We start from the raw sequence: 13102 nt of genomic DNA on the forward strand, positions 1-13102 counted from the left end.
CTTGGAACGACGCAAGTGGACTCTAGCCAAGCAGGCGCGAACCCGAGCCGAGCGCGGCTTGTCCGCGTGCGGCCAATCTCCGCGTCGCCTCGTCGGACAGCTCGGGGATCTCGTCCACGGGGAACCAGCGCAGGTCGAGCGACTCATCGCTCATCACGGCCTCGGCCCCGGCAGGCGCCACGGCCGCGTACTCGACGTCGAGGTGCCAGCTGTGCGGCGGATGGCACCACACGACGTGCCTGTCCACCGCGAGCGGCCCCGGCAGCAGCTCCAGCCCGGAGATCCCCGACTCCTCCCACGCCTCCCGCAGCGCGGCCGCAGCGAGTGACGTGTCGGAGATCTCGCAGTGTCCGCCCATCGGCAGCCACATCTTGGCCTTCGGGTGCAGCGTGAGCAGCACCTTGGCGCCGTCGTGCGACAGCACGGCCGTGGTCGCCGTCAGGTGCCCGGGCACGCACTCGCGCAGCATCGCGTCGTCGTGCGCCCGCAGGTGCTCGAGGAACTCGACGCGCAGCGCCTCTTCCTCAGGTGTCGGCGCGGTCCAGGCGGACAGCACCTCCACCGCGTCGTCGTGCAGCAGGCTCAACCCTCGTCGCCCTTGTCGTCGTCGGGACCCTTGTCGAGCTGTGAGATGTCCCACGCCGCCTCGCCGCGTACGAACGCGTCGGGGTCGTCGAGGTCCTCGGCCGTCGGCATGAGGTCGGGGTGACCCCACAGCGCGTCGCGCCCGTCGAGCCCGCGCGCGCTCTCCAGCGCCCGCCACAGGGCGGCGGCCTCGCGCAGCCGCCTGGGCCGCAGCTCCAGCCCGACCAGGGTGCCGAACGTGAGCTCGGCCGGCCCGCCGGTGGCCCGGCGGCGGCGTACGGTCTCGCCGAGGGCGACGGCGGAGGGCAGCTTGCCCTGCGCGGCCTTGTCGACCACGGTGGCGACCCACCCCTCGACCAGGGCGAGCATCGTCTCCAGCCGGGCCAGGGCGGCCTTCTGCCGCTCGGTCTCCTCGGGCTTGAGCAGGTTGCCCCCGCTCAGCGCCTCCTGGATGGCCTGGGGGTTGTTGATGTCGAGCCCGCGGATCTGCTCTTCGAGAGCGGAGGTGTCGACCGTGATGCCCTTGGCGTACTCCTCCACCGCGCCCAGCAGGTGGGAGCGCAGCCACGGGACGTGCTGGAAGAGCCGGTGGTGCGCGGCCTCGCGCAGCGCCAGGTAGAGCCTGATCTCGTCGGCCGGGACCTCGAGGCCCTCGCTGAAGTGCGCGATGCCGCCGGGCAGCAGCGCGGCCGTGTCGGAGAGCGGCAGGCCGATGTCGGTCGTGCCGACGACCTCGCGGGCCAGCGAGCCGAGCGCCTGCCCGATCTGCTGGCCGACCATCATGCCGCCCATCTGCTTCAGCATGCCCATCAGCGGCCCGGCCATCTGCTGGGCCTCGGGGGGCAGCCCCGAGCCGCCGAGCGCGCCGCCCATGGTGTCGACCATGCGCTCCGCGATCGGCTCGCAAAGCTTTCGCCAAATCGGGATGGTGTTCTCGATCCACTCGGATCGGCTCCAGGCCTGCGGGGTCGACACGCCGCTCGGCAGCGTCGTCGCCTCGTTCAGCCAGAGGTCGGCCAGGCTGAGCGCCTCGACGATCTGGCGGCGCTCGCCTTCCATGACGCTCGGGTCGCCCTCGGCGACCACGGCGTGCCTGGCGATGTTCTTCGCCATGTCCCAGTTGACAGGGCCGGAGCCCTGTGGCGCCGACAACATGTCGGCGAACTGGCGCATCGCCTGAGCCATCTGCTCAGGGTTGCCGAACATGGCGAACGGGTTCTCGTTGGGGTCGTTTTCGCGACCTGGCAGGTCAGTCACCGGTCTACCTCATGCAGGATGGAGGAGGAATCCACATCCGCCACGTTAGTCGTCCGACGGCGGATCAGTGCAAAGTGAGGACCTGGTGCCTACCTCGAAACGCCCGCGTCAACCCGTCGTCGCCGTAACGGGGGCGGCCTCCGGCCTCGGCCGCGAGGTGCTCGCGAAACTCGTGACCTCCGCGGATTTCCGCAGAGTGGTGGCCATCGACGAGGAACGCGGAGACGTCCAGGAAGCCACGTGGAGAGTGATCGACGTACGAGATCCGCTCTTGGCGAACCGGATCTCCGACATCGACGTCCTGGTCCATCTGGCCGGTGACTACGCCGTCGACTCCGACCCCGCCGAGCGGCGGGCGTACAACCTGCGCGCCGCCCAGACCGTCCTGACGGCCTGCGCCGCCGCGCGGGTGCGCAGGGTGGTGCTGGTCACGAGCGCGATGGTGTACGGCGCCGCGCCCGAGAACGAGGTGCCGCTGCCCGAGGACGCCCCCGTGGCGGCCGAGCCAGACACCGGCGTCGTCGGCGACTTCCTGGAGATCGAGTCGCTGGTGCGCCGGTCGCTGCGCAGCCATCCCGGCCTGGAGGTGACCGTGCTGCGCCCGGCCGCGGTCGTCGGCCCGGGCGTCGACACGGTGATCACCCGCCACTTCGAGTCGCCCAGGCTGCTGACCGTGAAGGGCTGCAGCCCGCACTGGCAGTTCTGCCACATCGACGACCTGGTCTCGGCGCTGGAGCTGGCGGCGCGCGGCCTGGTCAGCGGCGTGGTGGCGGTCGGCTCCGACGGCTGGCTGGATCAGGAACAGGTCGAGGAGCTGTCCGGCATCCGCAGCCTGGAGCTGCCGGCGGGCCTGACGTTCGGCACGGCCCAGCGCCTGCACCGCCTCGGCATCACCCCGGCCCCCGCGACCGATCTGCACTACGTCGTCTACCCGTGGGTGGTCGACTGCGCGGCGCTGCGGGCGGCCGGCTGGAAGCCGTCGTGGACGAACGAGGCCGCCTTCGAGCAGCTCCTGGAGCTGCGGGAGAACCGTACGACCGTGGTCGGCAGGCGCCTGCCCGTCAAGGAGGCCACGCTCACCGCCGCGGGTGCCACCGTGGCCGTGATCGGCACCGCCGCGATCGTCCGTCAAGTCCGTAAGAAGCGGCGCGGATGAACGGTTAGAGTCTTTCTCGTGGACGTCATCCGCTTGCTCGGCATTCGCGACACCTCGCTCTCCGTCGACGAGGTGCTGGCAGCCGTGGCCGATCACGCCGCGGGCGGCACCGCGTTCTTCGTGGGCACCGTCCGTGAGCAGGACCACGGAAAGCCGGTCACCAAGCTCTCCTACTCGGCTCACCCCTCGGCGGAGGCCGAGCTCCGGCAGGTCGCCGAGAAGGTGGCGGCCGACTTCCCGGTGACGGCGATCGCCGCCGTGCACCGGGTGGGCGATCTGGAGCTGGGCGACGCCGCCGTGATCGTCGCGGTGGCCGCGCCGCACAGGGACGAGGCGTTCAGGGCGGCCCGCCGCCTGATCGACGACCTCAAGGCGGAGGTCCCCATCTGGAAGCACCAGGTGTTCGCCGACGGCGAGACCGAGTGGGTCGGCGCCGGCGAATAAGCTCATCGACATGTCACGACGCGCCCTGACCCTCCTGCTCGCGGGATTCCTCGTGCTCGCGCTCGGGGTGATCGGCGCGTTCCGCCCGGTTCCGTACGTCGTGCTGAGCCCGGGCCCGACGGAGAACACGATCGGCGAGGTCGACAAGAAGCCCGTGATCTCGATCAAGGGCAGGCAGACCTACCCGACCACCGGCGCGCTGAGCCTGGTCACGGTGGCCTACCAGGGCGGCCCCGCCGCCCAGATCGACCTGCTGACCGCCCTGCGCGGCTGGCTCGACCCGACGGTGGCGGTGGTCCCGCAGGAGACCATCTTCGCCCCCGGCCGCAACGCCGAGGAGGTCGAGGAGGAGAACGTCGTCGAGATGACGAACTCGCAGGACGCCGCGACCGCCGCCGCGCTGACCGAGCTCAAGATCCCTTACACCGTGGGCGTGGGAGTGCTGTCCACGGAGAAGGGCAAGCCCGCCGACGGCAAGGTGCAGAAGGACGACGAGATCGCCTCCGTCGACGGCAAGCCGACCAAGGACTCCGCGGCCGTCCAGAAGGCGGTCAAGGCGCACAAGCCGGGCGAGAGCGTGGTGCTCGGCATCGTGCGTGGCGAGGAGAAGCTCGACGTCACCCTGCAGACCGTGGCCGGCCCCAAGGGGCAGACCATCGTCGGCCTGACGATGGGGCCCAAGTTCAAGTTCCCGTTCGACGTGGACATCAGCGTGGGCGACGTCGGCGGGCCGAGCGCCGGGCTGATGTTCTCGCTCGGCATACTCGACAAGCTGACGCCCGGCGAGCTGACCGGCGGCAAGAAGATCGCAGGCACCGGCACCATCGTGCCGACGGGCGAGGTGGGCGCGATCGGCGGCATCGCGCAGAAGATGATCGGCGCCCAGGACGCCGGCGCCACGATCTTCCTGACACCTCCCGGCAACTGCGCGGAGGCCTTGCAGGCCGCGCCTGACGGCCTGCGGCTGGTCAGGGCCGACACGTTGCACCAGGCGGTGCTGGCGCTCGACGCGCTGCGCACCGGCAAGGGCCAGGTGCCTTCGTGCGAGACCGGATGAAACTTCTGGCGAGCGCCGTGCGTTAGTCGTAGGGCTGGCACAGCGGTGTAGGTTGCCAGTCACGGACCGTTTTTTCATTACGACGAGGGGTTGGCCTTGAGCTTCCGGACCCCAGGAGCCGGCAGGGCGATGCGCTTGCCCCGCCGACCGCGACTGCTTCTGCCTGTGGCGATCGCTCTCGTGGCGATCGTGGCGCTGTTCTTCCTTTTCTCGGGCATTTATACCGACTACCTGTGGTACGACTCGACCGGCTTCACGTCGGTCTTCAGCGGTATGGTGCTGACTCAAATCGTGCTGTTCCTTGTCGGAGCGGTGCTCATGGTCGGCATCGCCGGCGGCAACATGCTGCTGGCGTTCAAGACGCGCCCGATGTTCGGGCCGGCGATCTTCGGTGGCGGCAGCGGCGCCGACCGCTATCGCATGGCGCTCGATCCCCACCGAAAGCTGATCTTCATTGTCGGCATGGGGTTGCTGGCCATCTTCTCCGGCTCCTCGTTCGCGGGCCAGTGGAAGACGTGGCTGGAGTTCAGCAACGGCGCATCGTTCGGCAAGACGGACAAGTTGTTCGGGATGGACATCTCGTTCTTCATGTTCGACTACCCGTTCATCCGGATGGTGCTGAACTTCCTGTTCACCGCCGTGATCATCTCGATCGTCCTGGCGGCGATCACGCACTACCTGTACGGCGGCTTCCGCCTGCAGTCGCCCGGCGTGCACGCGTCCAGGGCGGCCCGCGTCCACCTGTCGGTGCTGCTGGGCATCTTCGTGCTGCTCAAGGCCGTCGCCTACTGGATCGACCGCTTCGGCCTGGTCTTCTCCGACCGCGGCTACGTGCACGGCGCCTCCTACACCGACGTCAACGCCGTGCTGCCGGCCAAGACGATCCTCGCGATCATCGCGCTGATCTGCGCCGCGCTGTTCTTCGCCGGCGTGTTCCGGCCCGGCGGGATGCTGCCCGGCGTCTCCTTCGGCCTGCTCGTGCTCTCGGCCATCCTGATCGGCGGCGTCTACCCGGCGCTGGTCGAGCAGTTCCAGGTCAAGCCCAACCAGCAGGGCAAGGAGGCGGCCTACATCGAGCGCAACATCCAGGCCACCCGCGAGGCGTACAACGTCGACAAGACCGAGGTCGAGACCTACAACGCGCAGGCCGACCCGGCGCAGGTCCGGGCCAACGGCGACACCTCCGTCTCGGGCGTGCGCCTGCTCGACCCGGCGCTGCTCGGCTCGACGTACGAGCAGACGCAGCGGATCAGGGGCTTCTACAGCTTCGCCGACCCGCTCGACGTCGACCGCTACCCCGACAGCACCGGCAAGCTCGTCGACCACATCGTCGGCGTGCGCGAGCTGACCGGGCCGCCCACCGAGCAGAACAACTGGATCAACCGCGTTCTGAAGTACACGCACGGCTACGGCTTCGTCGCCGCGCCGGGCAACCAGGTCGACTCCAGCGGCCTGCCCGCGTACGACGCCAAGGACATGCCGGTCACCGGCCCGCTGGTCGACTCGACCAAGCTCAAGGAATCCCGCATCTACTTCGGCGAGGACGAGTCGGCCTCCGAGTACGTGATCGCGGGCGGCGACCCGAACAACCCGCAGGAGCTCGACTACCCGGAGACGGGCGGCACCGGCCAGAAGAACACCACCTACACCGGCAACGGCGGCGTGCCCGTCGGCTCGTTCTTCAACCGGCTCCTGTACGCCGCCAAGTACAGCGAGGCGAACATCGTCCTGTCGGGCGACATCAACGACAGCTCCAAGATCCTGTACGTCCGCAACCCGCGGGACAGGGTCCAGAAGGTCGCGCCCTTCCTCACGCTCGACGGGAACCCCTACCCGGCGATCGTCGACGGGCGGATCCAGTGGATCGTCGACGGGTACACCACGTCCAACGACTACCCGTACTCGCAGAGCCAGAGCCTCGGCGACATGACGCGCGACACCTCCACGGACCGCCGCGTCATCGCCCAGCAGCCGACCGACAAGATCAACTACATCCGCAACTCCGTCAAGGCCACGGTCGACGCCTACGACGGGACGGTCAAGCTCTACGCGTGGGACGCCAACGACCCGCTGCTCAAGACCTGGAGCAGCGCGTTCCCGGGCATCGTCACCCCGGCCTCGAAGATGAGCGCCGAGCTGCGCCAGCACGTGCGGTACCCGGAAGACCTGTTCAAGGTGCAGCGCTACACCCTGTCGCGCTACCACATCCAGGACCCGGGAGCCTTCTACGGCGGCCAGGACGTGTGGAACGTCCCCGGCGACCCGACCCAGGGCGACAAGAACATCAAGCAGCCGCCCTACTACCTGACCACCACGATGCCGGGCAGCAACACGCCGGCGTTCTCGCTGACCACGACGTTCGTGCCCCGGCAGGGGCCCAACCTGGCGGCGTTCATGGCGGTCAACTCGACGGCGGGTCCCGAGTACGGCCGGATGCGGATCCTGCGGATGCCGCCGTCCTCCACGCCCATCCCAGGTCCCGGACAGGCGCAGAACGCCTTCCAGAGCCGCTTCGCCGGTGAGCTCAACCTGCTCGGCGTGGGTGCCTCGGCGGTCCGTTACGGCAACCTCCTGACGCTTCCGTACGCGGGCGGGCTGGTCTACATCGAGCCGGTGTACGTCCAGGTGACCGCAGGCGGCGGGCAGGAGCCGTACCCGATCCTGCAGCGGGTGCTGGTGTCGTTCGGCAGCAAGATCGGTGTTGCGCGCACGCTGGAGGAGGCCCTCACGGAGATCTTCGGCGGCGAGCAACAGCAGCAACAGCAGCCGAGCGACCAGCAGCAACAGGCCCAGCCCAACACGTCCAACTCGGCGCTGAACTCCGCGATCGCCAACGCCAAGAAGGCGTACTCGGACGCGCAGAAGGCGCTGCAGGCCAGCCCGCCCGACTGGGACGCCTACGGCGACGCCCAGAAGCGGCTGGAGGAGGCGCTGCGGGCGCTGGAGGGGGCCAACGCGCAGCCGCAACAGCAGCCGTCGCCCACGGCCTCGCCGACCGCCTCACCCACGGCCTCACCGGCCGCCTCGCCCAGTGCTTCGCCGCCGGCGTCCCCGACGGCATCGCCCACGGCGTCGCCGACGGAGAACACGTCCTGACGCATTCAGTTTGCGCCCACCCCGTGCCGCCCGGTAGCCTAATAAGGCACAAGCGACGCGGGGTGGAGCAGTTCGGTAGCTCGCTGGGCTCATAACCCAGAGGTCGCAGGTTCAAATCCTGCCCCCGCTACCAGGCCGAAGCCCGGATTTCCGGAAACGGAGATCCGGGCTTTCGCGTGAGTGGGCGGATACGCGGTTCGCGCACTACTCGAAAGCCTGTATAGTAAGTACTGACACACCGACGCGGGGTGGAGCAGTTCGGTAGCTCGCTGGGCTCATAACCCAGAGGTCGCAGGTTCAAATCCTGTCCCCGCTACCAAGGAAAGTCCCCGGTCGCCGGTTCATCCGGCGGCCGGGGACTTTTTTGTTTTCCCGGAAAACAGCTAGCCTTGTTCACTGCCGTCACAGGTGATTACATGATTACATGACGGATGAGGCAGTGCCGACACTCTTCGAATGGGCCGGCGGCACCCAGGCTTTCGAGCGGCTGACCGAGGTGTTCTACCGCAGCGTCGTCAAGGACGATCTGATCGGGCCGCTGTTCGCGCACATGGACCCGGACCACCCGAAGTACGTGGCGATGTGGCTGAGCGAGGTCTTCGGCGGCCCCGACCGCTACACCACCGAGCGCGGCGGTTACCCCCACATGCTCCGCCACCACCTCGGCAAGTCGATCACCGAGCCGCAGCGCCGCAGATGGGTGAATCTGCTCATGGACGCGGCCGACGAGGTGGGCCTGCCCGACGACCCCGAGTTCAGGGCCGCCTTCGCCGGCTACATCGAATGGGGCACCAGGCTGGCCAGGCACAACTCCCAGCCGGGAGCGACCCCGCCACCGGAGGCCCCGGTGCCGCAGTGGGGGTGGGGGGTCGCGCCGCCGTACCGGCCGTAACCTGGAGGAATGAGAGGGCGGCTGCGCGTCTACCTGGGTGCGGCGCCCGGGGTGGGCAAGACGTACGCCATGCTGAGCGAGGCGCGGCGCGCCCGGGACCGTGGCAAGGACGTGGTCGTGGGCCTCGTCGAGACCCACGGACGCGCCCGCACCGCCGCCCTCCTCGACGGCCTGGAGGCGGTGCCCAGGCGGACCGTGACCTACCGCGGCACGACGTTCACCGAGCTCGACCCCGGCGCCGTCATCGAGCGCGCCCCCGCGCTCGCCCTGATCGACGAGCTCGCCCACACGAACGTCCCGGGCTCCCGCAACGCCAAGCGCTGGCAGGACGTCGAGGAGATCCTCGACGCCGGGATCGACGTCGTCTCCACGGTCAACATCCAGCACCTGGAGTCGCTGAACGACGTCGTCGAGCGGATCACCGGCGTGCCGCAGCGCGAGACCGTCCCCGACGAGGTGGTGCGCAGGGCCGACCAGATCGAGCTGGTCGACATGGCGCCCGAGGCGCTGCGCCGCCGGCTGGCCCACGGCAACGTCTACCGGCCTGAACGGGTCGACGCCGCGCTCGCCAACTACTTCCGCGTCGGCAACCTGACCGCTCTGCGCGAGCTCGCCCTGCTCTGGGTGGCGGACAAGGTGGACGAACAGCTCGGCCGATACCGCAGCGACCACTCGATCGCCGGCACCTGGGAGGCCCGCGAACGCGTGGTGGTCGCGCTCACGGGCGGTCCGGAGGGCGACACCCTCGTACGGCGGGCCGCGCGCATCGCGGCCGGCGGCAAGGGCGCCGACCTGCTCGCCGTGCACATCACCAGCGCGGAGGGGCTGACCACGAGGGGGGACCCCGCCCACCTGGTACGCCAGCGCTCCCTCGTCGAGGACCTGGGCGGGACGTACCACCAGGTGGTCGGTCACGACGTGCCGCGGGCGCTGCTCGAGTTCGCCCGCGGCGCGAACGCCACCCAGCTCGTGCTCGGGGCGTCCAGGAGACGGCGGCCGCTCACGCGGGGCGTGGGCGGAATGACCGCCGCGCTCGCGGGGTCGATCGACGTGCACATCGTGCCGCACGAGGCGACGGGAAAGGCCCGTTACCGGATGAGACCGGAGGCCGCGCTGCCGCGCAGGCGGCGGATGTCCGGCTGGGCGCTGGCACTGCTCGGGATCCCGCTGCTCGCGGCCGCGCTCCGGCCGGCGGGCCTGACGCTGCCCAGCGAGATCCTGATCTTCCTGCTGCTGGTCGTGGTCGTCGCGCTGACCGGCGGCATGTGGCCGGCGCTCACGGCGGCGGTGCTCGGGTTCGGGCTGCTCAACTGGTTCTTCACGCCGCCGCTGCACACCCTGTCGATCGCCGAGCCGGAGAACGTGCTCGCGCTGGCCATCTTCGTGCTGGTGGCGGCCATGGTCAGCACGGTCGTCGACCTGGCGGCCCGGCGCAGCAGGGAGGCGGCGCGCTCGCGGGCCGACGCCGAGGTGCTGTCCACGCTGGCGGGTCACGTGCTGCGCGGCGAGTCGGCGCTGCCGTCGCTGCTGGCCCGGATGCGCGAGACGTTCGGGCTGTCGGCGGTGACCCTGCTCGAACGGGGCGACCTCGACGAGGGCGGCGGATGGCGGGTCGTGGCGACGTCGGGCGGGCTGCCCGCCACGAGCCCCGGCACGGCCGACCACGACGTCGTGATCGACGACCGGCTGGTGCTCGCCGCGCGCGGGCGCCCGCTTGAGGCCGGTGACCGGCGGGTGCTGGAGGCGTTCGCGGCGGAGGCGGCGGTGGCACTGCGGCAGCAGCGGCTGCGGGAGGCCGCCGACCGGGCCGGGCCGCTGGCCGAGGCCGACAGGATGCGTACGGCGCTGCTCGCCGCCGTGGGGCACGACCTGCGCACGCCGCTCGCCTCGGCCAGGGCCGCGGTGGAGAGCCTGCGCAGCACCGACGTCACCTGGTCGGACGAGGACCGCGCCGAACTGCTCGCCACCGCCGACGAATCGCTGATCAAGCTGACCCGGCTGGTGTCCAACCTGCTCGACATGAGCCGCCTCCAGGCCGGGGTCCTCGGCGTCACGCTCGAACCGGTGGCGATCGAGGACGTCCTGCCGCACGCGGTGGACGACCTCGGCCCGCTGGGCGACCGCCTCGCGACCGACATCCCGCCGGGGACACCCGAGATCATGGCCGACCCCGCGCTGCTGGAGCGGGTGCTCGGCAACCTGGTGGCGAACGCCGTCCGCCACAGCCCGGCCGGCCTGCCCGTACTCGTGGGAGCGAGTCGGCACGGCGACAGGGTCGAGATCCGCGTCATCGACAGGGGTCCCGGCATTCCGCCCGAAGCGCATGAAAGGGTGTTCCTGCCGTTCCAGCGGCTCGGCGATCGTGACACCCACACGGGCGTGGGGCTCGGCCTGGCGCTCTCACGCGGCCTGACCGAGGCGATGGGCGGCACGCTCACCCCTGAGGACACGCCCGGAGGAGGACTCACCATGACCGTCTCGCTGCGGCGGGCCACGTGACCCGCGTGCTGGTGGTGGACGACGAGCCCCAGATCCTCCGCGCCCTGCGGGTCAACCTGGCGGCGAGGCAGTACGAGGTCGCGGTCGCCCCCGACGGCGGAACGGCGCTGCGCCAGGCCGCCGAGTGGCACCCGGACCTGGTCATCCTCGACCTGGGGCTGCCCGATCTCGACGGTGTGGAGGTCATCCAGGGGCTGCGCGGCTGGACCTCGATCCCGATCATCGTGCTCTCGGGCCGGGCCGACAGCACCGACAAGGTCGACGCGCTCGACGCCGGCGCGGACGACTACGTCACCAAGCCGTTCAGCATCGACGAGCTGCTCGCGCGGGTGCGCGCCGTGACGCGCCGCACGGCGCAGCACGACGAGGACAACGCCACGGTGCAGGTGGGCGAGCACGTCATCGACCTCGCCCGCAAGACGATCTCCGGTGGGGTACGCCTGACGCCCACGGAGTGGCACTTCCTGGAGATCCTGCTGCGCAATCCCGGCAAGCTGATCAGCCAGCGCCAGCTGCTGACCGAGGTCTGGGGCAACGCCTACCTGAAGGAGACGCACTACCTGCGCCAGTACATGGCGCAACTGCGGCGCAAGCTCGAACGGGACCCGGCGCATCCGGTCCACCTGCTGACCGAGCCGGGAATGGGATACCGGTTCCAGCCGTAGGGCGGCTCACGCCTTGCCGACCATGCGGACGGCCTTCCGTACGGCCCACGCCAGCAGCAGAAGCCCGAAGACGACCTGGACGATGCGCATCCAGAGAGGCGAGCCTTTATCCGCGTAAACCACGACGCCGACCCACATCAGGCCGAATATTCCGACCATGACGATTGCCGTCCAGTTCAGCCCCCGCTGCCACATATGCGGAGTCTTGCAGGCGGCCTGCCAAGGGGGAGTATGCCCGCAGTTGTCGCCACGTCAGCGGGCGGAAACTTTGTCCCGTTTGTACGCGTGGGCTCGGTGTCCGGCCGGCTCCGGGGCCGTGTACAGCGGGGGAGCGCCCGGCCGGGCCGGTTCGGCCCTGGGTCGTGTTCAGCTCAGGGTCGCCTTCAGCCCAGGGCGGTGTTCAGCGCGGAAGCGCGCGGCCGGTGCCGACGCAGCGGCGCAGCCGCGGGCCGCGGAGACGCGGCTGCGGCATCTCCTCCAGGCAGGCGAGCAACGCGGCCGCCGTGCGAGCGTCGGACAGGATGCGCTGGACGGCCTCGCCGTCCTCCGGCAGCTGACCGCGCTCGGCCAGCTCGTGCTTCAGGAACGCCAGGGGATCCGGCATGTCCGCCAGCTCGGCCGCGACGGTCGCCCGGGCGGCCGTCAGCAGGCGGAGGTAGTGGGTACGCAGGACGGCCTCACGCATGCGAGCGTGTTCCAGGTCGTCGATCAGAGTCCTGGCGACTCGCAGCAGGTCTCCGGCGTGAGTCGCCCCGTCGGCGAGGAACGCGCGGATGTCGTCGAACTCCGACCGTGTCATGTCGGCCACCTCCGTGAGCGCAGACTGCTCGTAGGTAGTTCGTACCGAGGGGCGATTGCGGATGACTTGCCGTCGGCTTGCGTCAGGGGGATCGGGCCAGGGAACCTCGGCGAGGTTTGAGGGTCATGTGGTGAGGGAAGAACCTTCTGATTACCTGAGTGGGCCGAAGTGGGTGCGCCAGACTGCTAGAGTTGCTTCCCGCAGGGCGATCGAGAGGGCTCCTGGAGCCCCGGAGATACCCGGCGAATCCCACTACCTTCAGGGTCGTCCGTTGATGGTTCGGACCACTTCGAACGGGCTGGTAAGTTAGAGGGGTTGTCTCCGAAAGGGGGCAGGGATTAATTTCCGCAGGTCGAGCAAGTCGGGTCAATTTGACAGAGACTTGAACGGCTGGAAGAATTAAGACCACAACGACGAAATGAACGCCTCCGAGCGGGGGCCGCGAGAGCGGGCCTGGTGAGGATGTACGCGTCCGTTTCTTGAGAACTCAACAGTGTGTTAAAAGCCAGTGCATGATTTTCATGCAACACCTCGTCAAGAATTGTTTCTTGATGGATTTTGCTCGGATGAATAATCCAGACATTGTTTGGAGAGTTTGATCCTGGCTCAGGACGAACGCTGGCGGCGTGCTTAACACATGCAAGTCGAGCGG

The 13102-nt window shown here is 69.5% G+C and carries 11 protein-coding genes, 2 tRNA genes and 1 rRNA gene; 10 read left to right on the top strand and 4 right to left on the bottom strand.

The window, feature by feature from the left end:
- Positions 1 to 22: 22 nt before the first annotated feature.
- Positions 23 to 580, bottom strand: a complete 558-nt coding sequence (locus AB0I79_RS26085; protein WP_357877451.1) for an NUDIX domain-containing protein — start codon at positions 578 to 580, stop codon at positions 23 to 25.
- A 2-nt stretch (positions 581 to 582) separates the two neighbouring features.
- Positions 583 to 1791 carry a zinc-dependent metalloprotease gene (locus AB0I79_RS26090; RefSeq protein ID WP_357877454.1) on the bottom strand — a complete coding sequence of 403 codons (1209 nt, stop codon included), beginning with the start codon at positions 1789 to 1791 and terminating at the stop codon, positions 583 to 585.
- Between the two features lie 133 nt (positions 1792 to 1924).
- On the opposite strand from AB0I79_RS26090, the gene AB0I79_RS26095 reads away from it, so the two are divergent.
- From AB0I79_RS26095 to AB0I79_RS26135, 9 genes are all read left to right on the top strand, one after another.
- A complete protein-coding gene (locus AB0I79_RS26095; RefSeq protein ID WP_357877457.1) occupies positions 1925 to 2998 on the top strand; it encodes an NAD-dependent epimerase/dehydratase family protein in 1074 nt (357 codons plus the stop codon).
- Between the two features lie 18 nt (positions 2999 to 3016).
- Positions 3017 to 3442 carry a molybdenum cofactor biosynthesis protein MoaE gene (locus AB0I79_RS26100; RefSeq protein ID WP_357877392.1) on the top strand — a complete coding sequence of 142 codons (426 nt, stop codon included), beginning with the start codon at positions 3017 to 3019 and terminating at the stop codon, positions 3440 to 3442.
- Positions 3443 to 3452: 10 nt separating this feature from the next.
- On the top strand, positions 3453 to 4499 hold the full coding sequence (locus tag AB0I79_RS26105) for a PDZ domain-containing protein (RefSeq protein WP_357877395.1): 1047 nt from the start codon (positions 3453 to 3455) through the stop codon (positions 4497 to 4499).
- 129 nt (positions 4500 to 4628) lie between these two features.
- Complete coding sequence (locus AB0I79_RS26110; protein WP_357877398.1) at positions 4629 to 7595, top strand: UPF0182 family protein; 2967 nt, start codon at positions 4629 to 4631, stop codon at positions 7593 to 7595.
- A 56-nt stretch (positions 7596 to 7651) separates the two neighbouring features.
- Positions 7652 to 7728: transfer RNA gene (locus AB0I79_RS26115), tRNA-Met, on the top strand.
- Positions 7729 to 7837: 109 nt separating this feature from the next.
- A tRNA-Met gene (locus AB0I79_RS26120) sits at positions 7838 to 7914 on the top strand.
- A gap of 105 nt (positions 7915 to 8019) precedes the next feature.
- A complete protein-coding gene (locus AB0I79_RS26125) occupies positions 8020 to 8487 on the top strand; it encodes a group II truncated hemoglobin (RefSeq protein ID WP_357877401.1) in 468 nt (155 codons plus the stop codon).
- 9 nt (positions 8488 to 8496) lie between these two features.
- Positions 8497 to 10986 (top strand): DUF4118 domain-containing protein, encoded by a 2490-nt coding sequence (locus AB0I79_RS26130; RefSeq protein ID WP_357877404.1) that lies wholly within the window; start codon positions 8497 to 8499, stop codon positions 10984 to 10986.
- Positions 10983 to 11651: a response regulator gene (locus tag AB0I79_RS26135; protein ID WP_357877407.1), complete on the top strand. Its 669-nt coding sequence runs from the start codon at positions 10983 to 10985 to the stop codon at positions 11649 to 11651. The genes AB0I79_RS26130 and AB0I79_RS26135 overlap by 4 nt, the downstream gene beginning before the upstream one ends.
- 6 nt (positions 11652 to 11657) lie before the next feature.
- Here the strand turns inward: AB0I79_RS26135 and AB0I79_RS26140 are convergent, their stop codons facing one another.
- A complete protein-coding gene (locus AB0I79_RS26140; protein ID WP_357877410.1) occupies positions 11658 to 11846 on the bottom strand; it encodes a hypothetical protein in 189 nt (62 codons plus the stop codon).
- Between the two features lie 205 nt (positions 11847 to 12051).
- A complete protein-coding gene (locus tag AB0I79_RS26145; RefSeq protein WP_357877413.1) occupies positions 12052 to 12450 on the bottom strand; it encodes a hypothetical protein in 399 nt (132 codons plus the stop codon).
- 583 nt (positions 12451 to 13033) lie between these two features.
- Here AB0I79_RS26145 and AB0I79_RS26150 point away from each other — a divergent pair.
- A 16S ribosomal RNA gene (locus tag AB0I79_RS26150) occupies positions 13034 to 13102 on the top strand; the annotation flags it as partial.

It is taken from the genome of Nonomuraea sp. NPDC050202, from assembly GCF_040656115.1.
Classification (GTDB): Bacteria; Actinomycetota; Actinomycetes; order Streptosporangiales; family Streptosporangiaceae; genus Nonomuraea.

Excerpts from the sequence above, each read along its gene's own strand:
- AB0I79_RS26130 (WP_357877404.1), top strand. The coding sequence starts at position 8,497 with ATGAGAGGGCGGCTGCGCGTCTACCTGGGTGCGGCGCCCGGGGTGGGC.
- AB0I79_RS26145 (WP_357877413.1), bottom strand. The coding sequence starts at position 12,450 with ATGACACGGTCGGAGTTCGACGACATCCGCGCGTTCCTCGCCGACGGG.
- AB0I79_RS26125 (WP_357877401.1), top strand. The coding sequence starts at position 8,020 with ATGACGGATGAGGCAGTGCCGACACTCTTCGAATGGGCCGGCGGCACC.
- AB0I79_RS26090 (WP_357877454.1), bottom strand. The coding sequence starts at position 1,791 with ATGTTCGGCAACCCTGAGCAGATGGCTCAGGCGATGCGCCAGTTCGCC.
- AB0I79_RS26105 (WP_357877395.1), top strand. The coding sequence starts at position 3,453 with ATGTCACGACGCGCCCTGACCCTCCTGCTCGCGGGATTCCTCGTGCTC.
- AB0I79_RS26140 (WP_357877410.1), bottom strand. The coding sequence starts at position 11,846 with ATGTGGCAGCGGGGGCTGAACTGGACGGCAATCGTCATGGTCGGAATA.
- AB0I79_RS26110 (WP_357877398.1), top strand. The coding sequence starts at position 4,629 with ATGCGCTTGCCCCGCCGACCGCGACTGCTTCTGCCTGTGGCGATCGCT.